Raw genomic sequence first — 23857 nt, forward strand, 5'->3', positions numbered from 1 at the left:
AGGGTTATCATGGCTGAAGACATCAAAACCCCGCTGTCCTCCTTTGTTGATCCCCGCACCGGGGCCTTCGAAGAGGTCGAGGCACGCGCCAGTTTCGACGACCGTAAGTTCACCATCAATTTCGGCCCGCAACACCCGGCGGCCCACGGCGTTCTGCGTCTGGTGCTCGACCTTGACGGGGAAATCGTCGAGCGCGTCGATCCGCATATCGGCCTGCTGCACCGCGGCACCGAAAAGCTGATGGAATACCGCACCTATCTGCAGAACACGCCCTATTTCGACCGCCTCGACTACGTGGCGCCGATGAATCAGGAGCACGCCTTCTGCCTGGCGATCGAGCGCCTGCTGGGCCTCGAAGTGCCCAAGCGCGCGCAACTGATCCGCGTCCTGTTCTCGGAAATCGGCCGTATCCTGTCGCACCTTCTGAATATCACCACTCAGGCCATGGACGTCGGCGCCCTGACGCCGCCGCTATGGGGCTTTGAGGAGCGCGAGAAGCTGATGGTGTTCTACGAGCGCGCCTGCGGGGCGCGTTTGCACGCCAACTACTTCCGTCCGGGCGGCGTCCATCAGGACCTGACGCCGGAGCTGATCGACGATATCGAGCAATGGTGCAAGGCGTTCCCGAGCGCCCTGGCCGATATCGAGTCGCTGGTCACGGAAAACCGCATCTTCAAGCAGCGCAATGTCGATATCGGCGTGGTCAGCAAGCAGGAGGCCTATGACTGGGGCTTTACCGGCGTCATGATCCGCGGTTCGGGCATCGAGTGGGACCTGCGCAAGTCGCAGCCCTATGAATGCTATGACGAACTCGACTTCGATATCGTCATCGGCAAGAACGGCGACTGCTGGGATCGTTACCTCTGCCGCGTCGAAGAGATGCGTCAGGCCGTGAAGATCATGGAACAGTGCGTGCAGAAGCTGCGCGTCACCGGCGGCGAAGTGCTGGCCACCGACCACAAGGTCACGCCGCCGCGCCGCGCCGACATGAAAAATTCGATGGAAGCCCTCATCCATCACTTCAAGCTTTACACCGAAGGCTTCAAGACCCCGCCGGGCGAAGTCTATGCCGCCGTCGAAGCGCCTAAGGGTGAGTTCGGCGTCTATCTGGTGTCGGACGGCTCCAACAAACCGTACCGCTGCAAGATCCGCGCGCCGGGCTTTGCCCACCTTCAGGCGATGGACTGGATGAACCGGGGCCACCTGCTGGCCGACGTGTCGGCCATCCTCGGTTCGCTTGACATCGTGTTCGGGGAAGTGGACCGCTGATGCAGGGCTTTCAACTCCAAACCTGGCAATCCTTCCTGCTCGTCTTCGTCTTTCTGGCGGTGGCGCTGGGCCTGCGTTTCTGGCTGGCCAAGGCCGCCTGGGGCTTTCACCCCGGCGGCGCGCGGGGCTATTTGCAGGATCTGGTGCTGGAAACCGTCATATCCTACGCGCCCATGCTGCTGATCATTTTCGGCGTCAAAATCTATATCGACGTCAATCCGCAGTATGCGCAATCGCCCATGGTGTTCGCGTCCATAGCCATTGCCATCGTGTCCATGATGCTGGCGCGACGCATCCCGCCGGTCAAGGCGGCGAGCGAGCGCATGATGAAGGCGCGCAACGACCGCTGGGAGGCTCTGAAACAATGAGCCTTTTCGCTTATAATCCTATCGTATCCCAGATGAGAGAGGCCTGAGATGTCCGTTCGCCGTCTCGCCGCCGTTCAGCCGGATAGCTTTGCGTTCAAGCCGGAAACGCTTGAAAAGGCTAACTGGTGGATTGCCAAGTATCCTGAAAACCGTCGCCAGTCGGCGGTCATCCCCATCCTGTGGCTGATCCAGAAGCAGGAGGGCTGGGTGTCGGAACCCGCCATCGCCGTCGTCGCCGAAATGCTGGGCATGGCGCGCATCCGCGTTTACGAAGTGGCCACCTTCTACACCATGTTCATGCTGGAGCCGGTGGGCTCGGCGGCGCTGATTCAGGTGTGCGGCACGACGCCGTGCCAGCTGCGCGGCTCTGAGGCCCTGATGAAGGTGTGCAAGGACAAGATCGGCCCGAAGGACAAGCTGTCGGCCGATGGCAAGTTCTACTGGCAGGAGGTCGAATGCCTCGGGGCCTGCACCAATGCGCCGATGGCGCAGATCAACGACTATTTCTACGAGGACCTGACGCCGGACAATCTGGCCCAGATCATCGACGATTTCGCGGCGGGCAAGACGCCGAAGACCGGCCCGTACAATGGCCGCTTCACGTCCGAACCGCTGGGTGGCGCAACCACGCTGAAAGACCCGTCGCTCTATGACGGTTCGGCGGCCAGGCCGGTCAAAATCCCCAATGCTCCGGAAGCAGAGGTCAAGGCGTAATCATGGTGGGTATTCTCGAAGACAAGGACCGCATCTTTACCAACCTCTATGGCTTCCATGACTGGGGCCTTGAGGGGGCAAAGCAACGCGGCTGCTGGAACGCGACCAAGGACATCCTGTCCTACGGGCGCGACTGGATCATCACCAATGTGAAGAATTCGGGGCTGCGCGGGCGCGGCGGTGCCGGCTTCTCGACCGGTCTGAAGTGGTCCTTCATGCCGAAGGAGGTCAAGGACCGTCCGCACTATCTGGTCGTCAATGCCGACGAGTCGGAACCGGGCACCTGTAAAGACCGCGAAATCATGCGCCACGATCCGCACCTGCTGATCGAAGGCTGCCTGATCGCCTCCTTCGCCATGCAGGCCCACGCCTGCTATATCTATATCCGTGGTGAGTATGTCTTTGAGCGCGAGCGTCTCGAAGCGGCCATCAAGCAGGCCTATGAGGCCAAACTGGTCGGCAAGAATAACGTCCACGGCTGGGATTTCGACATCTATGTCCACCACGGTGGCGGGGCCTATATCTGCGGTGAAGAAACCGCGCTTCTGGAATCGCTGGAAGGCAAGAAGGGCCAGCCGCGCCTGAAGCCGCCGTTCCCGGCCGGTGCCGGCCTCTATGGCTGTCCGACGACGGTCAACAACGTGGAATCCATTGCGGTTGTCGGCACCATCCTGCGTCGCGGTGCGGCGTGGTTTGCCGGTTTCGGCGCACAAAACAATACCGGCACCAAGCTGTTCTGCATTTCGGGCCATGTCGAGCGCCCCTGCAATGTCGAAGAGGCCATGTCGATCCCCTTCCGTCAGTTGATCGAAGATCACTGCGGCGGCATCCGGGGTGGCTGGGGCAATCTGAAGGCCGTCATTCCGGGCGGCTCGTCCGTGCCGATGATCCCGGCCGAACAGTGCGAAAACATGCCGATGGATTTCGACACCCTGCGCGGTCTGGGCTCCGGCCTCGGCACGGCGGCGGTGATCGTGATGGACAAATCGACCGACCTGATCAAGGCCATTGCGCGTCTCAGCTACTTCTACAAGCACGAATCCTGCGGTCAGTGCACACCCTGCCGCGAAGGGACGGGCTGGATGTGGCGCGTGATGGAGCGCATGGCCAAGGGCGACGCCGACCCCAAGGAAATCGACATCCTGCTGGACGTGACCAAGCAGGTCGAAGGCCATACCATCTGCGCGCTGGGCGACGCGGCGGCCTGGCCGATTCAGGGCCTGATCCGGCACTTCCGTCACGAAATTGAAGACCGGATTGCACTATATCGTTCGTCGAAGGGTAATTTCGCCGGACATTCGATTGCGGCAGAGTAGGGGACGGTCATGCGGGGCAAGGTACTCTCATTCAGCGATGCCACGGGTCAGGGCCTGATCAGTGGCGATGACGGTCAGCGCTACAGTTTTTCGCGCGCCGATCTCATGGGCGGTGCCCGCTCCGTGGCGGCCGGTATGGCGGTGGATTTCGAAGGCTCTGAAGGCGTCGCCGTCAGCGTCTATGTCATCAAGTCCGGCATCCCTGACAAGAACAAATGGGTGGCGGCCCTCCTGACCTTCTTCTTCGGGATCTGGGGCGTCCACAAATTCTATCTCGGCAAGACCAATGCCGGCATCATCATGCTCGCTTGCGGCACGATTGGCTGGTTCCTGATCCTGCCGGGTCTGGCGGTGGCGTTCATCTCGTTCATCGAGCTGATCATCTACCTGTTCAAGTCCGAACAGCAGTTCCACGAGGACTATGTCGCTGGCGACAAGTCTTGGTTTTGACGGTTCGGAATGCTTTTTTTGTATGAGGTTTGAGGCAGATGCCGATAGCTAAAGTCAATGGTGTCGAGGTCGAGTTCGAACCCGGCATGACCGTGCTTCAGGTGGCGGAGCTGGCGGGTGAGGAGATTCCCCGTTTCTGCTACCATGAGCGCCTGTCGATCGCCGGCAACTGCCGCATGTGCCTCGTCGAGGTGAAGCCCGGACCGCCGAAGCCGCAGGCTTCGTGTGCGCTGCCGGCCGCCGACGGTCAGGAAATCTTCACGAACACGCCGATGGTCAAGAAGGCGCGCGAAGGGGTGATGGAGTTCCTGCTCATCAACCACCCGCTCGACTGCCCGATCTGCGATCAGGGCGGCGAATGTGACCTTCAGGATCAGGCCATGGGCTATGGCCGCGATGGCTCGCGCTATCAGGAAAACAAGCGCGCCGTCGAAGAAAAGTATCTCGGGCCGACGATCAAGACCTTCATGACGCGCTGCATCCAGTGCACGCGCTGCGTTCGCTTCTCGACCGAAGTGGCCGGTGTCACCGAAATGGGTATGATCTCACGCGGGGAAAACGCTGAAATCACCTCCTATCTCGAACAGGCCGTGTCGTCGGAACTGTCGGGCAATCTCAATGATCTGTGCCCGGTTGGTGCCCTGACGCACAAGCCGTGGTCGTTCAACTATCGTCCGTGGGAACTGCAAAAGGTCGAAACCATCGACGTGCACGACGCCCTTGGCGCGCACATCCGTATCGACTATCGCGGTTCGACCGTCCTGCGCGCCCTGCCGCGCCTGAAGGACGACATCAACGAGGAATGGCTGTCGGACAAGTCGCGCTATGCCGTCGATGGTCTGAGCCGTCAGCGTCTCGACCGTCCCTATGTGCGCAAGAACGGCAGCCTGACCCCGGCCTCGTGGGATGAGGCGCTGGACGTTGTGGCGGGCAAGCTGCAAGCGACGTCTGCGGACAAGATCGGCGTGATCGCCGGCGACCTTCAGGACGCCGAAAGCCTGAAAGCGGCCAAGGACCTGTTCACCTCGCTGGGCGTGAAGAACCTCGATTGCCGTCAGGCGGGCGAAGCCTTCGGTCCGGTTTCCGCCAACACGCCGCGCGAAGCCTGGCTGTTCAATTCAGGCATTGCCGGGATCGAAGAGGCCGATGTTATCCTGCTGATCGGCACCAATCCGCGCCTCGAAGCGCCGCTGATCAATGCGCGCATCCGCAAGTCGTGGCTGAAGGGCAAGACGCAGGTCGCCGTGATCGGCGAAGCCTGTGATCTGACCTATGATTACGCGCACTTAGGAACCGGCGCGAAAGCGCTGAAAGACTTTAAGAAATCAGCTTTCCGCGATCTCTTGAAGGATGCGAAGAAGCCCGCGGTGCTGATCGGTTCCGGCGCGGTATCGGGCGAAGAGGGGGCTGCCGTGCTGGCCCTGATCGCCAGCGAAATCCTCAAGCCCTACACTGTGGTGCGCGACGACTGGAACGGCTTCAACATCGTGCATCAGGCCGCCGCGCGCGTCGCCGGTCTCGACCTCGGCTTCGTGCCGGGTGAGGGCGGGCTGGACACCCAAGGTATCCTGAACGCTAAGCTGGACGTCGTGGTGCTGCTGGGTGCTGACGAGATCGACACCGCCAAACTCAAGGGGGCGTTCGTGGTCTATGTCGGCTCGCACGGCGATGCCGGGGCCTCGGCGGCCGACGTCATCCTGCCGGGCGCGGCCTACACCGAAAAGTCGGGCCTTTACGTGAATATGGAAGGCCGCGTGCAGATTTCCGAACGCGCCGTCTTCCCGAAGGGCGAGGCCAAAGAGGACTGGGCCATCTTCCGCGCCCTGTCGGCGAAGCTGGGCAAGACCCTGCCTTACGACAGCCTGTCGGACCTGCGCCACACCCTGATCACCGATCATCCGACCTTTGGTCGCATCGACGCGCGCCCGACGCCCAAGGCGTTCGACGTGGCGATACTGGGGGCCAAGGGCGAGATCACCGGCGAAACCTTCGCCAGCACTATCAAAGACTTCTACCTGACCAACCCCATCGCGCGGGCGTCCGTGGCCATGGCCGATATCTCGGCCACCCGGTCCGGTCCGGTGAGCCTGGCGGCGGAGTAAGAGCATATGACAGACGCTAATTTCTGGGCCGGTCCGTGGGGCTGGACGATCATCACCATCGGGCAGGCCCTCGCCGTTATCGTCGGCGTGATGGTTTCGCTGGCCTTCCTGCTGTGGGGTGACCGCAAGGTATGGGCCGGCGTGCAGATGCGCAAAGGACCGAACGTCGTCGGTCCTTTCGGCCTGATGCAGTCCTTCGCCGACTTCTTCAAATTCGTGCTGAAGGAAGTGATCATCCCCGCCGGGGCTGACAAGCCGGTCTTCCTGATCGCGCCGCTTCTGACCTTCGTTCTGGCCTTTATGTCGTGGGCGGTCATTCCGTTCGCGCCGGGCTGGGTGGTGTCCAACATCAATGTCGGCATCCTCTACCTGTTCGCCATCTCGTCTCTGGGTGTTTATGGCATCATCATGGGCGGCTGGGCGTCCAACTCAAAATACCCCTTCCTCGGCGGCCTGCGGTCTGCTGCGCAGATGGTGTCCTACGAAGTGTCGCTGGGCTTCATTATCATCACGGTTGTGCTGCTGGCCGGGTCGATGAACCTGTCGGACATTGTCAACAAGCAGGCGGGCGGCATCTGGAACTGGAACTTCCTCGGCGGCGGCGGGCTTCTGGGCCTTGGCATCATCAAGCTGCCGGTCATGTTCGGCATGATGGTCATGTTCTACATTTCGGCTCTGGCCGAAACCAACCGTCCTCCGTTCGACCTGCCCGAAGCCGAGTCCGAACTGGTCGCCGGTTATCAGGTCGAATATTCCTCGACGCCGTACCTGTTGTTCATGATCGGTGAATACGCCAACATCGTGCTGATGTGCGCCATGATCACCATCCTGTTCTTCGGCGGCTGGCAATCGCCCATCCCGATGGACTCGATCATTGCCCCCGGCACGCTTGCCTACACCCTGATCAGCCTTGGCTGGTTCATCGTCAAGGTGGTGTTCTGGTTCATCATGTTCGCCATCGCCAAGGCCATCGTTCCGCGCTACCGCTACGATCAGCTGATGCGTCTGGGCTGGAAGGTCTTTCTGCCCCTGTCTCTCGTTGCCGTCGTTATCATCGCGGCCTACCAGGTTTTCGGAGGTAATTTCGCATGATCGGCCGTATTGTCCAAGCCGCCAAGGGCGCGCTGCTGCTTGACTTCGTCGGGGCCACGGGCCTTGCCGTGAAATATATGTTCAAGCCGAAGAAGACCATCAACTACCCGTTCGAGAAGGGACCGATCAGCCCGCGCTTCCGCGGTGAGCACGCCCTGCGTCGCTATCCCAATGGCGAAGAGCGCTGCATCGCCTGCAAGCTGTGCGAAGCCATTTGCCCGGCTCAGGCCATCACCATCGAGGCTGAACCGCGCGAAGACGGGTCGCGCCGTACGACGCGCTACGACATCGACATGGTGAAGTGCATCTATTGCGGCCTGTGTCAGGAAGCCTGTCCGGTCGATGCCATTGTCGAAGGCCCGAACTTCGAATTCGCCACCGATACGCGCGAAGAACTGTACTACGACAAGTCGAAGCTGCTGGCCAATGGCGACCGCTGGGAGCGCGAGATTGCGCGCGCCCTCGAACTGGACGCGCCTTACCGTTAAGGCGCGTGAGCGCGTTCCGAAAAGTGTGAAGCGGTTTTCGGAAACAAACGCGCGACAAGAGAGTAAGAGCGCTTCCCACTCGGGAAGTGCTCTGGAATATCCACCGATTCCGTAAGGATATGCCTTGCGGGATCACAGTCTGAGGGGCTAGGGAGCGATCCCGAACCCGCAAAGTAGAGAAGGGGCGGAGGTCCCGATCATGCTGGCAATAGCCTTTTACATTCTGGCGGCCGTGACCGTCGTATCGGGGGCGTTGGTGATTACCGCGCGCAACCCGGTGCACTCGGTGCTGTTTCTGATCCTCGCCTTCTTTTCGGCGGCGGGCCTGTTCGTCCTGATGGGGGCGGAATTCCTCGCCATGCTGCTGGTCGTCGTCTATGTCGGCGCGGTGGCGGTCCTCTTCCTCTTCGTCGTCATGATGCTGGACGTGGACTTCACCAAGCTGCGGCAGGGCTTCGCCAACTACCTCCCCATCGGCATGGTGGTCGGTATCCTGCTTCTGATCGAACTGATTATGATCTCCTCGGCGGTGGCCCAGCGCGGCGCGGCGGCGGGTAAATCGCCGCAGGTCTATGGCGCAGAGATGAGCAATATCGAAGCCATTGGTCGCGTGCTCTACACAGATTACGTCTATGTCTTCCAGGCGGCGGGTCTGGTGCTTCTGGTGGCCATGATCGGCGCCATCGTGCTGACGCTCCAGCACCGCACCTATGTCAAGCGTCAGGACATCCACACCCAGGTGACGCGCCGCCGCAAGGACGCCGTGGCCATCGTCAAGGTCAAAACCGGCGAAGGAATCAAGGAATGACTATCGGTCTTGAACACTATCTGATCGTTTCGGCCATCCTGTTCACCATCGGGGTGTTCGGCATCTTCATGAACCGCCGCAACATCATCATCATCCTGATGTCGATCGAACTGATCCTGCTCGCGGTCAATATCAACTTCGTCGCCTTCTCGACGCACCTGCATAATGTGCAGGGTCAGGTCATGGCGATGTTCGTCCTCACCGTTGCGGCTGCGGAAGCGGCGGTCGGTCTGGCTATTCTTGTGACGTTCTTCCGTAACCGCGGTGACATCGAAGTCGATGACGCCAGCATGATGAAGGGCTAAGGGAAGTCATGCAAAATCTGGTTACGATCCTTGTTCTGGCCCCGCTTCTGGGGGCTCTGGTCGCGGGCCTGTTCGGGCGCAAGATCGGTGACATCGCCTCTCAGGCGGTGACCACCGGGCTGCTGTTTCTGTCCTGCGCCCTGTCGTGGTACACCTTTGCCCAGCACACCTGGGGCGGTCTTGAGCCCTTCACCGTAAAGCTGCTCGACTTCATCAATATCGGCACCTTCCACTCGGCGTGGTCGATCCGCATTGATGCCCTGTCGGCCACCATGCTGATCGTGGTGACCTCGGTCTCCTCGCTGGTCCACCTCTATAGCTGGGGCTACATGGCCGAAGACCCCAGCCGTCCGCGGTTCTTCGCTTACCTGTCGCTGTTCACCTTTGCCATGCTGATGCTGGTGACGGCGGCCGACTTCATGCAGCTCTTCTTTGGTTGGGAAGGCGTCGGTCTGGCCTCCTACCTGCTGATCGGTTTCTGGTTCCAGAAGGACTCGGCGTCTTCGGCGGCCATCAAGGCCTTTGTCGTCAATCGCGTCGGCGACTTCGGCTTCGCGCTGGGCATCATGACGATCTACTGGATGTTCGGGACCATCAACTTCCACGAGCTGTTCCCGCTGATCGCCGCTAAGGCCAATACCAGCTGGATGTTCCTCGGCCACAGCTTCTCGGCGCTCGATCTGGCCGCCTTCCTGCTGTTCATCGGGGCCATGGGTAAGTCGGCGCAGTTTTTCCTGCACACCTGGCTGCCGGACGCCATGGAAGGCCCGACGCCGGTGTCGGCCCTGATCCACGCCGCCACAATGGTGACCGCCGGCGTGTACATGGTCTGCCTGCTGTCGCCGCTGTTTGAATACGCGCCGGTGGCGAAGATGATCGTCACCTATATTGGGGCCATCACCGCCATCTTCGCCGCCTCCATCGGCTTCACGCAGAACGACATCAAGCGCGTTATCGCCTTCTCGACCTGTTCGCAGCTCGGCTACATGTTCTTCGCCGCGGGCGTCGGTGCCTATGAGGCGGCCATGTTCCACCTGTTTACCCACGCCTTCTTCAAGGCGCTGCTGTTCCTCGGGGCCGGGTCGGTCATCCACGGCATGCACCACGAGCAGGATATGCGTCACATGGGCGGTCTGGCCAAGTATCTGCCGGTCACCTACGCGGCCATGACCATCGGCACCATCGCCATCACCGGCCTTGGCATTCCCTATACGCAAATCGGTTTCGCGGGCTTCTTCTCGAAGGACATGATCATCGAAACCGCTTGGGCGGCCCATAATACGCCGCAGGGCATGTTCGCCTTCGTGATCGGTATTCTGGCGGCTCTGCTGACGGCCTTCTATAGCTGGCGTCTGGCTTTCATGACCTTCCACGGCAAGAAGCACTGGGAAGCGGCGCACGACGATCATCATGCGCACGGCCATGACGACCATGCGCACGCTCATGGCCATGACGATCACCACGGCCACGCGCATACGCCGCACGAAAGCCCGATCGTCATGCTGATCCCGCTGATCGTGCTGTCGATCGGTGCGGTGGCTGCCGGTTTCGTCTTCGCGCCGTACTTTATCGGCGATTATGCCCACGCCTTCTGGGGCCACGCCATTCAGCACGGACCGCACAACCACGTCCTGCATGAGGCGCACCACATCGAAGAAGCCTGGGTCAAGTGGGCGCCGCTGGTGGTGACCCTGATTGGTACGGCTCTGGCTGTGTACTTCTACCTGCTGAAGCCCGCCCTGCCCAAGGCCATGGCCGCGCGCAAGGGGCCGCTGTACACCTTCCTGTACAACAAGTGGTTCTTCGATGAGCTGTATCAGGCGACCTTCGTGAAGGGGGCCAAGGCGCTGGGCGACCTGTTCTGGAAGGTGCTCGATGTCAAGATCATCGACGGCCTGGGCCCGAACGGTGCCGCTTGGACGGCGCTGAAATCGGCGCAGCGTCTGGTCAAGACCCAGACCGGCTATGTCTATCACTACGCCTTCGTCATGTTCCTCGGCATCGCGGGTCTTCTGACCTGGGTTGTCTTCGGTATGGCGCGATAGGGGAGAGCTTTTAAGTATGTCACCGGTAATCCCCAATCTTCTCAGCCTTATTACCTTCCTGCCACTGGTAGGGGCGTTGGCCATCCTTGGCGTCAAATGGGTCTCGCGCAAGGATGACGCCAGCGTCATCGAGCGAAATGCCAAGTGGATCGCCCTGTGGACGACGCTGGCGACCCTGGCCCTGACGGTCATCCTGCTGGCGGGCTTTGACCGCACCACCACCGACTATCAGTTTGTGGAAAAGGTGCAGTGGTTCAGCTTCCTGAGCTATCACATGGGCGTCGATGGCATTTCGGTGCTGTTCGTGGCCCTGACGGCGCTGCTGATGCCGCTGTGCATCCTCGCCTCGTGGGACTCGGTCAAGACGCGCCTCGTCGAATATATGATCGCCTTCCTCGTGCTGGAAACGCTGGTCATCGGCGTGTTCACCGCGCTCGACCTGTTCCTCTTCTACGTCTTCTTCGAAGGCGGTCTGGTCCCGATGTTCCTCATCATCGGTATCTGGGGTGGCAAGGACCGTATCTACGCGGCCTACAAGTTCTTCCTCTATACCCTGCTGGGGTCCGTGCTGATGCTGGCGGCCATGCTGTACATGGTCAGCGTCGCGGGCACGTCGGACATCCCGACCCTTTCGACCTACGCCTTCTCGCAAGCGGCACAGCCGTGGCTGTGGTTCGCCTTCTTCGCCTCGTTCGCGGTGAAGATGCCGATGTGGCCGGTGCACACCTGGCTTCCGGACGCCCACGTGCAGGCCCCTACGGCGGGCTCGGTCATGCTGGCCGGTATCCTGCTGAAGCTCGGCGGCTACGGGTTTATCCGCTTCAACCTGCCGATGTTCCCGCACGCTTCGGAGCTGTTCACGCCCTTCGTGCTGACCCTGTCGGTCATCGCCATCGTCGTGACCTCGCTGATCGCCTTCCGTCAGACGGATATCAAGAAGCTGATCGCCTATTCGTCGGTCGCCCACATGGGCTTCGTGACCATGGGGATCTTCGCCGGTAATCAGGCGGGCGTGCAGGGTGCGGTCTATCAGATGATCTCGCACGGCTTTATCTCCGGGGCCCTCTTCCTTTGCGTCGGTGTGGTCTATGACCGCTGGCATACGCGCGAAATCGCCTTCTACGGCGGTCTGACCAAGCTGATGCCGCACTTCGCCTTCGTCTTCCTGCTGTTCACCATGGCCAATGTCGGCCTGCCGGGCACGTCGGGCTTTGTCGGGGAAATCCTGACCATGACCGGTCTCTATCAGGCTTCGACCTGGGCCGCGCTGGTTGCCGCCACGGGGGTCATCCTGTCGGCCATGTACGCCCTGACCCTGTTCAAGCGCGTCATGTACGGCGAGGTGACCAATGAACAGCTCAAGGGCCATCCGGACCTGAGCTTGCGCGAAAAAATCATCTTTGCGCCCCTGATCGCGGGGACGCTGCTGCTGGGTATCTATCCGGCCTTTGTATTTGACTTTACCACCGCCAGCGTGGACGCCGTTGTGGCGACGTACCGCGCTATTATCGGCGGATAGGAGCGCCCCTCATGGATTTGACATCGGCTCTTCATCTGGCCCTTCCGGAACTGATACTGGCGGTTTCCGTTCTCGGCATCCTCGTTTACGGCGCGCTGCGCGGTGACAAGGCGGCAGGCTCGGTCGCGGCACTGTGCGGTGCGGCCCTGATCGCGGCGGCCTTTGCCGCGGCCTTTAACGGTCACGGCAAGGTCTTCAACGGGTCCTTCATCGCCGACGGCGTGGCCAATTTCGCCAAGACCTTCATCTACATAGCCTCGGCTCTGGTTGTGGTGCTGGCGCGCGGCTATTTCGAGCGTCAGAACAATAACCGCTTCGAATTTCCGATCCTCGTCACCCTGTCGGCCATCGGCATGAGCATGATGGTGTCGGCGGGCGACCTGATTGCCCTCTATATCGGCCTCGAACTGAATTCGCTGGCGGCTTATGTCATGGCGGCTTTCCGCCGCGACGACGCCAAGGGCTCGGAAGCCGGCCTTAAGTATTTTGTGCTGGGGTCGCTGTCGTCGGGTCTGCTGCTTTACGGCATCTCGCTGGTCTATGGCTTTGCCGGCTCGATGAATTTCGACGCCATTGCCGCCTCGGCGCAGGCCAATATGCAGGTCGGTCTGATCTTCGGTCTGGTTTTCGTTATTGCCGGTCTGGCCTTCAAGGTCTCCGCTGCGCCGTTCCATATGTGGACGCCCGACGTTTATGAAGGTGCGCCGACTCCGGTCGTAGCCCTGTTCGCCGGCGCTCCGAAGTTTGCGGCTCTGGTGCTGCTGGCGCGCGTCCTCAACGACGCCTTTGCCGGCCTGCACGATCAGTGGGCGCAGGTGCTGCTCGCCATCGCCACCCTGTCCTTCCTGATCGGTGGCCTCGGCGGCCTGATGCAAAAGGACTTCAAGCGCCTGCTGGCCTATTCGTCGATTGCCAATATGGGATACGCCATGCTGGCCCTGGCGGCCGGTACGGACAAGGGAGTCATGGCACTGCTGCTGTTCTCGGTCCTGTACATGGTCGATACGCTGGGCCTGTTCTCGGCGCAGATCGCCCTGTCGCGCAAGGGCATTGCGGTCAGCAAGATCGACGACCTGTCGGGTCTGTCCAAGGTCGATATGAAGCTGACCATCGCCATCACGGTGCTGGCTCTGTCGGTGCTGGGGATGCCGCCCTTCTCCGGCTTCTGGGGCAAGTTCTTCGTCTTCGGTGCCGCCCTCGAAGCCGGTTACTGGGGCTTCGCCGTGGCCGGTCTGGTGGCTTCGGTTATCGCCGCCTTCTATTACCTGCGCATCATCAAGGTGATGTGGTTCGATGGGGATAAGGGCGAGCTGGACAAGGCCCCGTTCGAAGCCAAGTGGATTGCCTATGCGGCCGCCGCCTTTGCCTTCCCGATCGCGGCCTTCGCTCTGTCCGGCCTCTATCCGCTGGCGGAAACGGCGGTCAAGAGCTTCGGCCTGAACTAACGCACTGTTGACGTAGCCTGATTTATGGGGTGCAGGGGTTTGTAACCCCTGCATCTTTTTTTCATATGACACCTGTTGATCTGTTTGAAACCCTGACATCTACCCAGACTGAAGCCCTGAACCGGCTGCGGGCGGGAGATTGCGGCCCGCGCTGGATCCGCGCAGAGCGGCAAACGGCCGGGCAGGGGCGCATGGGGCGTCAGTGGGAAGGGCCGTCGGGCAATCTGATGGCCTCGTGGTATGGGGTGCTGCCGGTCGAGATGCGCCGCGTGACGCAACTGTCCTTCGTGGCGGCGCTGGCGGTGACCGAAGCGATCCGTCCCTTGCTTCGCGTGCCCGACCCGCTGAAGATCAAATGGCCGAACGACGTGCTGTACGAGGGTCACAAGCTGTGCGGCATACTGGCCCAAAGCGAAACGCTTGAAACAGGGCTGGGTGTGGTCATCGGCATCGGCATCAATATCGCCGAAGCGCCGCAGGGGCTGAGCTATGGCCCGGCGGCGCTCAACGCGTTGGCGGCGCAACCGCAAACCGTCGAAAGCGTCCTCGAAGCCCTCGATGCCGCCCTGACACGGCGTCTGGACGACTGGCTTACGCATGGCTTTGAAGCCACAGCCGCGCAGTGGTGGGATCAGGCCTATGGCCGCGACCGCCTCTGTCTGATAGAGCAACACCCTCAGGCCCGGACGGGAACGATTCTTGGCCTTGATGACTATGGCGCGCTGCGCGTCAGAGACCCGGACGGCACGATCCACGTGATCGCCAGCGGGTCCGTTTCGTATCCGGAGGCCTGATGCTGCTCGCCATCGAACAGGGCAATACCAATACGTTGTTCGCCGTGCACGATGGCGAAGGCTGGCGCGCGCAGTGGCGCACGGCCACCGAATCGACGCGCACCGCTGACGAATACGCCGTCTGGCTCTATCAGCTCCTTCAGATGAACGGCCTCGATTTCAATCAGATCGAAGACTGCATCATTTCCTCCGTCGTGCCTCAGTCGCTGTTCAACCTGCGCAAGCTGGCCCAACGCTATTTCAACAAGACGCCCTACGTTATCGGTGACAATACGCACATCGGCATCGAAGTCCGCATCGACAAGCCGTCAGAAGCCGGGGCGGACCGTCTGGTCAATACGGTGGGCGCGTGGATCAAATACGGCGGGCCGCTTATCGTCATTGACTCCGGCACTGCCACCACCTTCGATGTAGTGGCCGCCGACGGCGCGCTAGAAGGGACGGCGATTGCGCCGGGCATCAACCTCTCAGTTCAGGCCCTGCATTCGGCGGCGGCCAAGCTGCCGCGCATTGCGATCGAGCGCCCCGCGCACTATATCGGCAAGGACACGGTCAGCGCCATGCAATCGGGCATATTCTGGGGCTATATGGGCCTTATCGAATATCTGACCGACAAGATTCAGGCCGAATACGGTCAACCCATGACGGTCGTGGCGACCGGCGGCGTGGCGTCGCTGTTCGAAGGCGCGACCGACCGCATCCATCATTTCGATCCCGATCTTACGCTGCGGGGTCTGCTCGAAATCTATCAGCGTACCCTCTCTAACCAAAAGAAAAATGAGTAAAAACAAAGACGAACTGGTGTTTCTGCCGCTGGGCGGCTCAAACGAAATCGGTATGAACCTCAATGCTTACGGCTTCGGGCCGGAGCATGACCGTAAATGGATTCTGGTCGATGTAGGCGTCACCTTCGGCGACCTGACCACGCCGGGCATAGAAGTCATCGTGCCTGACCCCAAATTCCTCGAAGGTGAGGAGATTCTGGGTGTCATCCTGACCCACGCCCACGAAGACCATATCGGGGCGCTGGGCTGGCTGTGGGACCGCATCAAGGCGCCGCTCTATGCCACGCCCTTCACCGCCTTTCTCATCCGCGAAAAGCTGCGCGAAGCGGGGGTCGAAGACTTCGATCTGACCGAGGTGCCGCTGGGTGGCAAGGTGCATCTGGGTCCGTTTGAAATCGACTATATCACCATCACTCACTCGATCCCGGAACCCAACGGCCTGTCGATTAAAACACCGCTGGGGACCGTTTTGCACACCGGCGACTGGAAGATCGACCCGGACCCCATTACCGGTAAACCCACCGACATCAGCCGCATTGTCGCGCTCGGCGATGAGGGCGTGCTGGCCATGGTCTGCGACTCAACCAATGTGTTCGTGGACGGGCAGGCGGGCTCCGAAGCCGATGTGAAGGTGGCGCTTGAGGCGGTGATCCGTACACTGAAAGGTCGCGTCGCCGTGGCCTGCTTCGCCTCGAACGTCGCCCGCATGGACAGCGTCATTCGCGCTGCCGAAGCGTGTGGGCGCTCGGTCTGCCTCGTCGGGCGCTCCATGCACCGCATGGCGGCTGCTGCGAAATTCGTGGGCCTGATGAAGGGCGTGCAGGAATTCGTCTCCGAAGCCGAAGCCGCCAAGATGAAGGACACCGACGTCCTTTATCTGTGTACGGGCTCTCAGGGCGAGCCGCGCGCCGCCCTGTCGCGCATTGCCGACGGCAACCACCCGCTGGTGCGTCTGGGGGCCGGGGATTCCTGCGTCTTCTCGTCCCGTGTCATTCCGGGCAACGAAATCGCTATCCGCAGCCTGCAAAACCGTCTGTCGGACCTCGGTGTCGAAATCCATACCGAAAAGGATCACCCCGGGATCCACGTCTCCGGCCACCCCTGCCGCGATGAACTGAAGCAAATGTACGCCTGGGCGCGCCCGAAAATCGCCATTCCGACGCATGGGGAACGCCGCCATCTGCAAAAGCACGCCGCTCTGGCCGCCGAAATCGGCATCCCGGAACAGGTCGTCCTGCGCAATGGCGATATGGTCCGCCTCGCGCCCGGTAAGCCCGAAATCATCGACGAAGTGCCGTCCGGCCGCCTGTTTGTCGATGGTGGGATGCTGGTCCCCGAAGCCTCCGAAGCCCTGCGCGAACGTCGCCACGCCGCCCACAACGGCATGTTATTCGTCTCCTTCGCCCTCAACAGCAAAAACCAGCTCGCTTCCTATGTCGAGGTGCGGGGTCTGGGCCTCGCCTTTGAGGACGAGGACAGCATCTCCGATCAGCTCGAAAAGCTGTGTGATATGGCTGAAAAGGCTGTGCAGAAGCTATCGCGCGAAGAACGGGACGACGATCAGACCGTCGAAACCGCTGTGGCGCGCGTGCTCAAGAAGGCCGCTCAGAATACCTGGGGCCGCAGACCGATCGTCGAAACGATTATTCTGAGGTTGTAAGGGTTTAAAAGACGCAGGGGCCACAGGCCCCTGCACCCCATATCGGGTTCGCACCCCCAAGACTCCGGCGTTATCAGACTTCCGGTTTTGGGGTGTGGGGCCTGCGGCCCCACGATCTTGCGTCTTCTTCTTACGATTTTACCAGAACATACGAACCCGGTGCATCCATATCGGGTTTGAACTTACCCTTGGACGGGTCACGCGCCGGGACCATCGGGCCGGACTTATCGTGCAACCATTGGGCCCAATAGTCCCACCACGACCCCTTATGCTCGACGGCGTCCTTTTGCCAGGCCTCAAGAGTCTCCGGTAAGCCCCTGGCATTGCTCAACTCGTTGATCCAGTGTTGGTACTTCTGGGCCGCAGGCGGGTTGACGACGCCGGCGATATGGCCGGAGCCGGCCATGACGAAGGTCACCGGGCCCCCGAACAGTCGCGCCGATTTGAACACCGAGCCCGGCGGGGCGATATGGTCTTCGCGGCCAGACTGCTCAAAGACGGGGATTTTGACGTTTTTGAGGTCGATGGGCACGCCCGCAATGGTGAGCTTGCCCTGAGACAGGGCGTTTTCGTGATAGAATTTACGCAGGTAGTACATGTGCAACGCCTTGGGCATGCGCGTCTGGTCGGCATTCCAGCACAGAAGGTCGAAGGCGGTCAGGTCCTTACCCATCAGGTAGTTATTGACGAAGAAGGACCAGACGAGATCGTTGGCGCGTAAGGCGTTGAACGTATCCGCCATGGCGGCACCGGGCAGAACGCCCCCGGCGGCGTCCATCTGGCGCTCCAGCTCTTTCAGCCAGGCTTCATTGGTGAACAGGAGCAGGTCGCCGGCTTCGGAGAAATCGTGCTGGGCGGTAAAGAAGGTGGCCGAAGAGACGCTGTCGTCACCCTTGGCCGCCATGTGGGCCAGAGCGACGCCCAGCAGCGTGCCGCCGATGCAGTAGCCGACGGTATTGACCTTGGGCGAACCCGTCTGTTCACGGACTAATGATACGGCCTTGTAGATGCCGCCGAACATATAGTCTTCAAAGGTGACGTCTTTGAGGTCTGCGTCCGGATTGACCCACGACACGACAAAAACCGAAAAGCCCTGATCCGTCAGCCACTTAATCAGGGAGTTCTTCGATTGCAGATCGAGAATATAGTATTTGTTGATCCATGGCGGGAAGATGAGCAATGGCGTTTCGCGCACTTCGTCCGTAGTCGGATTATATTGCAGCAGTTCGAACAAGGGCCCGCGCCACACCACCTTGCCCGGCGTGGTGGCGACGTTTTCGCCGACCTTGAAATGGGCATAATCGGCCTGAGAAATCTTCAGCTTGCCATCACCGCGGGCCAGATCGTCGGCGAATTTCTGCATCCCCTTGACCAGGCTTTCGCCCTTGGAGGTGAGCAGCGTATCGAGAGCCGCCGGGTTGGACATCAGGAAGTTAGAAGGCGAAAAGGCGTCTGTGACCAGCTTGGTGAAAAACTCGGCCCGGCGCTTATGCAGCGGATCGACGTCGTCGACAGAGGACACGAGGTTGTTGAGCCAGGTCGAGGACAGAAGATACGACTTGCGCATCATGTCGAAGACAAGGTTTTGCTGCCAGCGCGGATCGGAGAACCGCTTGTCCTTGGGCGTGGTGTCGGCTTCGCTTTCGACGCCCAGCGACCGGCGGGTCATTTCGGCCCACAGCGACATGTAGCCGGTCATCAGGTCGGTCTGGGCTTCGATGACCTTTTCCGGATTCTGAGCCAGTGAGGTCATGACGCTGGTCATGGCAGGGGCGACCTGAAACGGGTCGCCGTTCGGGGCACCGTTAAAATCCGGCTGTTTCAACACCGCGCTGGCGAGAGCGGTCTGGGCTGTGATGGCCGCCTTGGCGAGATTGATCGACAGGTCCTCGATGGCCTTCATCTGCTCGGCGTCGAAAGGGCCTTCAGGGGCTGGTTCAGAGGCCGCCGGGGCCTCGACGGCGGGCTTCGGCGGGGGCAGGGCCTCTTGTGGCGCAACCTTGGGCGCGGGGCGCGCCTTTGGGGCGGCCTTGCGCGGCGCTTTGGCCACCGGAGGGGCAGGGGCCGCGACCCCGGTTTCCGCGGCGACGACCTTTTTGGGCGCAGCGGCCTTACGGGTTTTGGCTTTGGAAACGGTTTGCCCGGTCGTTTTTTCGGTCGGTTTCTCTGTCATGGGGGCCCTCGGTGAGTCGCGTCCTTGGTGTTTTTCTAACGCGCTTCCTGAGCCTTTGCGCCACAATTTTCACTGTATAATGTGCAACATCGCGTTATGACGTGTTTTAGGGCTGTTCAGGTCGCCGAAAGTTTGCTTTTGATCAGCCCGGTTTTTCGACCCCCGGACGTCTTCGGTTGCGGAGTCTCATCATGACCCAGCGGTCTGCGATCTACGCCCTCCTTCTGCCCTGTGCGATTATGGGGGTTTTCGCTGTGTCTACTTCGGCGCAGGACACCGCGTCACCGCGCACCTACGACAGCTTCCCAAAGTGGTCGGAGTTTCCGCCGCCGCCGAAGGACGTGCCGACCCCTGCACAGATCCGGCAGCAGGTCGTTGCCCTTAAGGCCACCGCCGAGCAGCTTCAGAAAACCGCCGATGCCTTGCCATGGGAACTGAAGGCCCCGGACGCCATGGCCGCCGCGGCCAATGCCCGGATCGACCCCGTTCTGGGGGCTCCGGTGCAAACCGGTGTCGATAAGGTCGCCGTCGAAACTCTGGCCGCCCGTCTGAGGGCGCGGGCCGAACCGCCCCCCGTGGCGAAATAAAGAATAGAGAAAACAGGGAATTGCGTATGTCACAAACGGGTTTCGACCTGGGCCTCGACATTGTTCGGGTGGCCGAAGATGCCGCTATCGCCGCGCACGGCTGGATCGGCAAGGGCGATGAAAAGGCGGCGGATCAGGCGGCGGTGGACGCCATGCGTTCAGCGCTCAATGCTCTGGAAATGGATGGCCGCATCGTTATCGGCGAAGGCGAACGCGACGACGCCCCCATGCTGTTTATCGGCGAAAACGTCGGTACGGGTAAAGGCCCGGCTATCGACATCGCGCTTGACCCGCTGGAAGGGACGACTCTGGCGGCCAAGGCCATGAACAACGCCCTGACCGTGGTGGCCTTTGCGCCGCGCGGCGGCCTGCTGCACGCACCCGACACCTATATGGACAAGATCGCCATCGGCCCCGGCTATCCGGACGGTGTGGTCGATCTGGACGCTAGTCCGGAAGACAATGTGCGGGCCCTGGCCGCCGCCAAGGGCGTGGATGTGTCTGAAATCGTGGCCTGTGTGCTGGATCGTCCGCGCCATGACCGCATTATCGCCTCGCTGCGCAAGGCGGGGGCGCGCGTCCATCTGATCACCGACGGCGATGTTGCCGGCGTCTTTCACACGGCGCAGCCGGAAACCGGCATCGACATCTATCTGGGTCTGGGCGGCGCACCGGAAGGCGTGCTCGCAGCGGCGGCGCTGAAATGCGTCGGCGGTCAGTTTCAGGGCCGTCTGGTCTTCCGTAATGATGATGAGCGTCAGCGGGCGCAGCGTCTGGGCCTGACCGATTACGACCGCAAATACAGTCTGAACGAACTGGTCTCGTCCGATGTCGTCTTTGTCGCCACGGGCGTCACGCCCGGCGCGTTGCTCGACGGGGTGCAGAAGGAAATGTCTGCCGACGGACAGGTTTTTATCAGTACCGAAAGTCTGGTGATGATTTCGCGGACTCAGACTATCCGTAAGTTGTATATGCGTCGCCCCCTCCAATCGTGAGGTCTCATGCCCGATGATACTGCCCACTACAGCCTGAGCGAATGGCCGCCTTTTCTGGGGGTCGATACGTCGGTGACGGGCCGGTTATGGGTGGATCGCCGCGACAGTCAGCGCGTCAGCGCGCATGAATTGCGTCAGATCACGCAGCAAATCGCACTGAAGGACCTGATGGAAGAGGCCTTTGTCGAGCCGGTGGCGCGTTCCATTGCCGCGCGCGGTGTCACGGCGGCGTCGCTCGACGACTATCTGCGCCCGACATTGAAAGCGCTGTTCCCCGATCCGGATGGCTTCATGGATATGCCGCAGGCGGTGGCGGCCATTCTCGATGCGCTTCAGGCCCGGCAGAAGATCTATATCTTTGCCGACTATGATGTGGACGGCGCCACCTCGGCGGCGCAACTCGTGCGCTGGTTCCGCCATATGGGCCACGAACTGAGCGTCTATGTGCCTGACCGGATGCTCGAAGGCTATGGCCCGTCGGAAAAGGCCTTTGACCGCCTGAAAGCCGAAGGGGCCGATCTGGTCATCACGGTCGATTGCGGGGCATCGGCGCACAGGGCGCTCGACTATGCGGCGCGCATCGGGCTTGAGGTGGTGGTGATCGACCATCACATCATGCGCGAAGACCCGCCCAAATGCCGCGCCGTGGTCAATCCCAATCGGCCCGGTTGCACCTCGGCCCAAGGCAATCTGGCGGCGGCTGGCGTAGTCTTCGTGGTGCTGGCGGCGCTTAACCGCGAAGCCGAAAAGCGCGGGCTGTTTGCCGAGCGGCCCAGACCGGACCTGACCCAGTGGCTCGATCTGGCGGCGCTCGGGGCCATCTGCGATGTGACGGCACTCAGCGGCTTCAATCGCGCCCTGGCTTCGCAGGGGCTGAAGGTCATGTCGCGCCTGAACAATCCGGGCATCCGCGCCCTGATGCAGGTGGCCGGGGGCGAGCCGAAGGATGCGGCAACAGCGCTCGGGGTGTTTCATTCCGGCTTTGTGCTGGGGCCGCGCATCAATGCCGGCGGTCGTATCGGTCGCGCCGATCTGGGGGTGCGGCTTCTGTCCACCGACGATGCGGATGAGGCGGCGGCGCTGGCGCAGGAACTGGATGAACTGAACAAGACGCGCCGTGACGTTGAAGCCGCCGTGCAGGAACAGGCGCTGGCTATGGCCGATGCAAAGGGGCTGGTGGCGGCCGAAGACCACGTCATTATCGTTGCGCACGAAGACTGGCATCCGGGTGTCATCGGTATCGTAGCGGGTCGTCTGCGTGAACGCTGGCACAAGCCGGTCATCGTCATTGGCATCGACCCGGTTACGGGGATAGGCAAGGGGTCGGGCCGGTCTCAGGCCGGCATCAATCTGGGGCAGGCGGTGACGGCGGCCTTTGAAAGCGGATTGTTGCTGTCGGGGGGCGGTCACGCCATGGCCGCGGGCCTGAGCATCGACGCCGCGCGGATCCCTGAGTTGCGGGCGTTCCTGAACGCCCACATCGCCCATGCCACGGTGGAAGCCGACCGTAAGGACCGGCTGGAAATTGATGCAGCGCTCAGCGCGGCAACCTGTACGCGCGCCTTGCTCGACCGCTTTGAGATTATGGCGCCCTTCGGTCAGGGCAATCCGGAGCCGATGTTTGTCCTGCCGGGGATGCGGGTGGGCTATGCCTCAGCGCTAAAGGGCGGGCACGTGCGCTGCGACCTGATCGATGAAGGGGGCAAGCGGCTGAAAGCCATTGCCTGGCGGGCGCAGGATACGGCCGTGGGGGCGGCGCTGCTCAATCCGGTCGGGGCCATCCACGTGGCGGGGCGGCTTAAACCGGACGACTATATGGGACGCAAGGGCGTGCAGTTCGAAATCGAGGATATCGCCCATATATTCACAAGTTGACGTGAGAATGCCGAAAATAGCGCTTGCAACGGACAATCCGTGACGCTATCAAGCGCACCTCTTGACGCGGTCCCTTCGTCTATCGGTTAGGACGTCAGGTTTTCAACCTGAAAAGAGGGGTTCGACTCCCCTAGGGACTGCCAGTCAGGACATGTGAATACGGACACGCGGTCCCTTCGTCTATCGGTTAGGACGTCAGGTTTTCAACCTGAAAAGAGGGGTTCGACTCCCCTAGGGACTGCCACCGTCATTCTGCTGCCATTCCCGTCATTTTTCTTGTCGAATTTGTGAACGCCACGCAGGCGCGTGTGTGTTAAAAACGTCATATATGGGCCAAACGCTACCCCATGCGACAAGATTACGGCTTTTTTACTCGCAATAAGCGATATTTTCGCATATCGTCTTTAAAAAGAGAGGGGCAGGGGATAACGAGGTGCTGCCCATTTAAAAATATCCATGTTACAGTGCTCGCACACCAAAATTATCTGTGGGCTTGGTGAGGAATATGAGTTTGTACGATTACGCAAAGAGCAGCGAGGCGGAAGACGTAAAGGCCATTTCAGGCCGCGTTAAGTGGTTCGACGCTGGCAAGGGCTACGGCTTTATCGTTCCACAATCTCCGGAATTGACCGGTATGCGTGACGTGCTGCTGCATGTATCCGCACTTCGCGATCTGGGCCGCGACGTGGCGCACGAAGGTGCCGCCATCGAGTGCAAGATCGCCAAGCGTGCCAAGGGGTGGCAGGTTATCCAGATTACGTCGCTCGAAGACACCGGCACTGGTCCGCTACGCGAAGCGCGCGACCCGTCGGCTGTGCGCTCGACGCACAATGTTCAGGCGACAATCGGCGATCTCGAAGCCGCGACGATCAAGTGGTTCAACCGTACCAAGGGCTATGGCTTTGTGGTGCGCGGCAACGACCCGACCGATATCTTTATCCACATCGAAACCCTGCGCCGTTTCGGGCTTGAGGACGTTCAGCAGGGCGACACCCTGATGGTGCGTTTCGGTGAAGGGCCCAAAGGGCTGGTGGTCACCGAGGTTCAGCCCAAGGCTCTGGTCTGAC

At 61.0% G+C, this 23857-nt stretch carries 21 protein-coding genes and 2 tRNA genes; 22 read left to right on the top strand and 1 reads right to left on the bottom strand.

All coding sequences use genetic code 11. The features are described 5' to 3' along the window. Positions 1-9 precede the first annotated feature (9 nt). The 16 genes from AACH73_RS14325 to AACH73_RS14400 all read left to right on the top strand — a co-directional run bounded on the left by AACH73_RS14325 (position 10) and on the right by AACH73_RS14400 (position 17160). Complete coding sequence (locus tag AACH73_RS14325; protein WP_272742617.1) at positions 10-1269, top strand: NADH-quinone oxidoreductase subunit D; 1260 nt, start codon at positions 10-12, stop codon at positions 1267-1269. Continuing rightward, a complete protein-coding gene (locus tag AACH73_RS14330; protein WP_272742618.1) occupies positions 1269-1637 on the top strand; it encodes a hypothetical protein in 369 nt (122 codons plus the stop codon). Before AACH73_RS14325 ends, AACH73_RS14330 begins: the two co-directional genes overlap by 1 nt. Positions 1638-1685: 48 nt before the next feature. Next, complete coding sequence (gene nuoE, locus AACH73_RS14335) at positions 1686-2351, top strand: NADH-quinone oxidoreductase subunit NuoE (protein ID WP_272742619.1); 666 nt, start codon at positions 1686-1688, stop codon at positions 2349-2351. A gap of 2 nt (positions 2352-2353) precedes the next feature. After that, positions 2354-3667: an NADH-quinone oxidoreductase subunit NuoF gene (gene nuoF, locus AACH73_RS14340; protein ID WP_272742620.1), complete on the top strand. Its 1314-nt coding sequence runs from the start codon at positions 2354-2356 to the stop codon at positions 3665-3667. Between the two features lie 9 nt (positions 3668-3676). After that, entirely contained in the window at positions 3677-4117 is a 441-nt protein-coding gene (locus AACH73_RS14345; protein WP_013480271.1) for an NINE protein, read from the top strand. A gap of 38 nt (positions 4118-4155) precedes the next feature. Next, the gene (nuoG, locus tag AACH73_RS14350; RefSeq protein WP_272742621.1) at positions 4156-6219 is read left to right on the top strand and encodes an NADH-quinone oxidoreductase subunit NuoG; all 2064 of its coding nucleotides are present in this window, start codon (positions 4156-4158) and stop codon (positions 6217-6219) included. 6 nt (positions 6220-6225) lie between these two features. Beyond that, positions 6226-7311, top strand: coding sequence for an NADH-quinone oxidoreductase subunit NuoH (nuoH, locus tag AACH73_RS14355; protein WP_272742622.1), 1086 nt, complete (start codon positions 6226-6228; stop codon positions 7309-7311). Beyond that, positions 7308-7799, top strand: coding sequence for an NADH-quinone oxidoreductase subunit NuoI (gene nuoI, locus AACH73_RS14360; protein ID WP_272742623.1), 492 nt, complete (start codon positions 7308-7310; stop codon positions 7797-7799). Before nuoH ends, nuoI begins: the two co-directional genes overlap by 4 nt. Positions 7800-7998: 199 nt before the next feature. Beyond that, positions 7999-8607, top strand: coding sequence for an NADH-quinone oxidoreductase subunit J (locus tag AACH73_RS14365; RefSeq protein WP_272742624.1), 609 nt, complete (start codon positions 7999-8001; stop codon positions 8605-8607). Further along, positions 8604-8912: an NADH-quinone oxidoreductase subunit NuoK gene (gene nuoK, locus AACH73_RS14370; RefSeq protein WP_272742625.1), complete on the top strand. Its 309-nt coding sequence runs from the start codon at positions 8604-8606 to the stop codon at positions 8910-8912. The genes AACH73_RS14365 and nuoK overlap by 4 nt, the downstream gene beginning before the upstream one ends. Before the next feature lie 8 nt (positions 8913-8920). Then, positions 8921-10957, top strand: a complete 2037-nt coding sequence (gene nuoL / locus AACH73_RS14375) for an NADH-quinone oxidoreductase subunit L (RefSeq protein WP_272742626.1) — start codon at positions 8921-8923, stop codon at positions 10955-10957. A gap of 16 nt (positions 10958-10973) precedes the next feature. Beyond that, complete coding sequence (locus tag AACH73_RS14380; RefSeq protein WP_338735741.1) at positions 10974-12476, top strand: NADH-quinone oxidoreductase subunit M; 1503 nt, start codon at positions 10974-10976, stop codon at positions 12474-12476. A gap of 11 nt (positions 12477-12487) precedes the next feature. Continuing rightward, positions 12488-13921, top strand: coding sequence for an NADH-quinone oxidoreductase subunit NuoN (gene nuoN / locus AACH73_RS14385; RefSeq protein ID WP_272742628.1), 1434 nt, complete (start codon positions 12488-12490; stop codon positions 13919-13921). 65 nt (positions 13922-13986) lie between these two features. Beyond that, entirely contained in the window at positions 13987-14715 is a 729-nt protein-coding gene (locus AACH73_RS14390; protein ID WP_272742629.1) for a biotin--[acetyl-CoA-carboxylase] ligase, read from the top strand. Beyond that, entirely contained in the window at positions 14712-15500 is a 789-nt protein-coding gene (locus tag AACH73_RS14395) for a type III pantothenate kinase (protein ID WP_272742669.1), read from the top strand. Before AACH73_RS14390 ends, AACH73_RS14395 begins: the two co-directional genes overlap by 4 nt. Further along, positions 15493-17160, top strand: a complete 1668-nt coding sequence (locus AACH73_RS14400) for a ribonuclease J (protein WP_126423712.1) — start codon at positions 15493-15495, stop codon at positions 17158-17160. The genes AACH73_RS14395 and AACH73_RS14400 overlap by 8 nt, the downstream gene beginning before the upstream one ends. 130 nt (positions 17161-17290) lie before the next feature. Here AACH73_RS14400 and phaC read toward each other — a convergent pair whose 3' ends face one another. After that, the gene (phaC, locus tag AACH73_RS14405) at positions 17291-19333 is read right to left on the bottom strand and encodes a class I poly(R)-hydroxyalkanoic acid synthase (protein WP_272742630.1); all 2043 of its coding nucleotides are present in this window, start codon (positions 19331-19333) and stop codon (positions 17291-17293) included. A 191-nt stretch (positions 19334-19524) separates the two neighbouring features. On the opposite strand from phaC, the gene AACH73_RS14410 reads away from it, so the two are divergent. From AACH73_RS14410 to AACH73_RS14435, 6 genes are all read left to right on the top strand, one after another. Then, positions 19525-19920 (top strand): hypothetical protein, encoded by a 396-nt coding sequence (locus AACH73_RS14410; protein WP_272742631.1) that lies wholly within the window; start codon positions 19525-19527, stop codon positions 19918-19920. Between the two features lie 26 nt (positions 19921-19946). Beyond that, complete coding sequence (gene glpX / locus AACH73_RS14415; protein ID WP_272742632.1) at positions 19947-20915, top strand: class II fructose-bisphosphatase; 969 nt, start codon at positions 19947-19949, stop codon at positions 20913-20915. Positions 20916-20921: 6 nt separating this feature from the next. Then, complete coding sequence (gene recJ / locus AACH73_RS14420; RefSeq protein ID WP_272742633.1) at positions 20922-22790, top strand: single-stranded-DNA-specific exonuclease RecJ; 1869 nt, start codon at positions 20922-20924, stop codon at positions 22788-22790. Positions 22791-22858: 68 nt separating this feature from the next. Beyond that, a tRNA-Glu gene (locus AACH73_RS14425) sits at positions 22859-22933 on the top strand. A gap of 26 nt (positions 22934-22959) precedes the next feature. Beyond that, positions 22960-23034, top strand: a tRNA-Glu gene (locus tag AACH73_RS14430). A 261-nt stretch (positions 23035-23295) separates the two neighbouring features. Beyond that, a complete protein-coding gene (locus AACH73_RS14435) occupies positions 23296-23856 on the top strand; it encodes a cold shock domain-containing protein (RefSeq protein WP_272742634.1) in 561 nt (186 codons plus the stop codon). Position 23857: the final 1 nt, after the last annotated feature.

Source organism: Asticcacaulis sp. DW145 (assembly GCF_037101385.1).
GTDB classification, from domain to species: Bacteria; Pseudomonadota; Alphaproteobacteria; order Caulobacterales; family Caulobacteraceae; genus Asticcacaulis; species Asticcacaulis currens.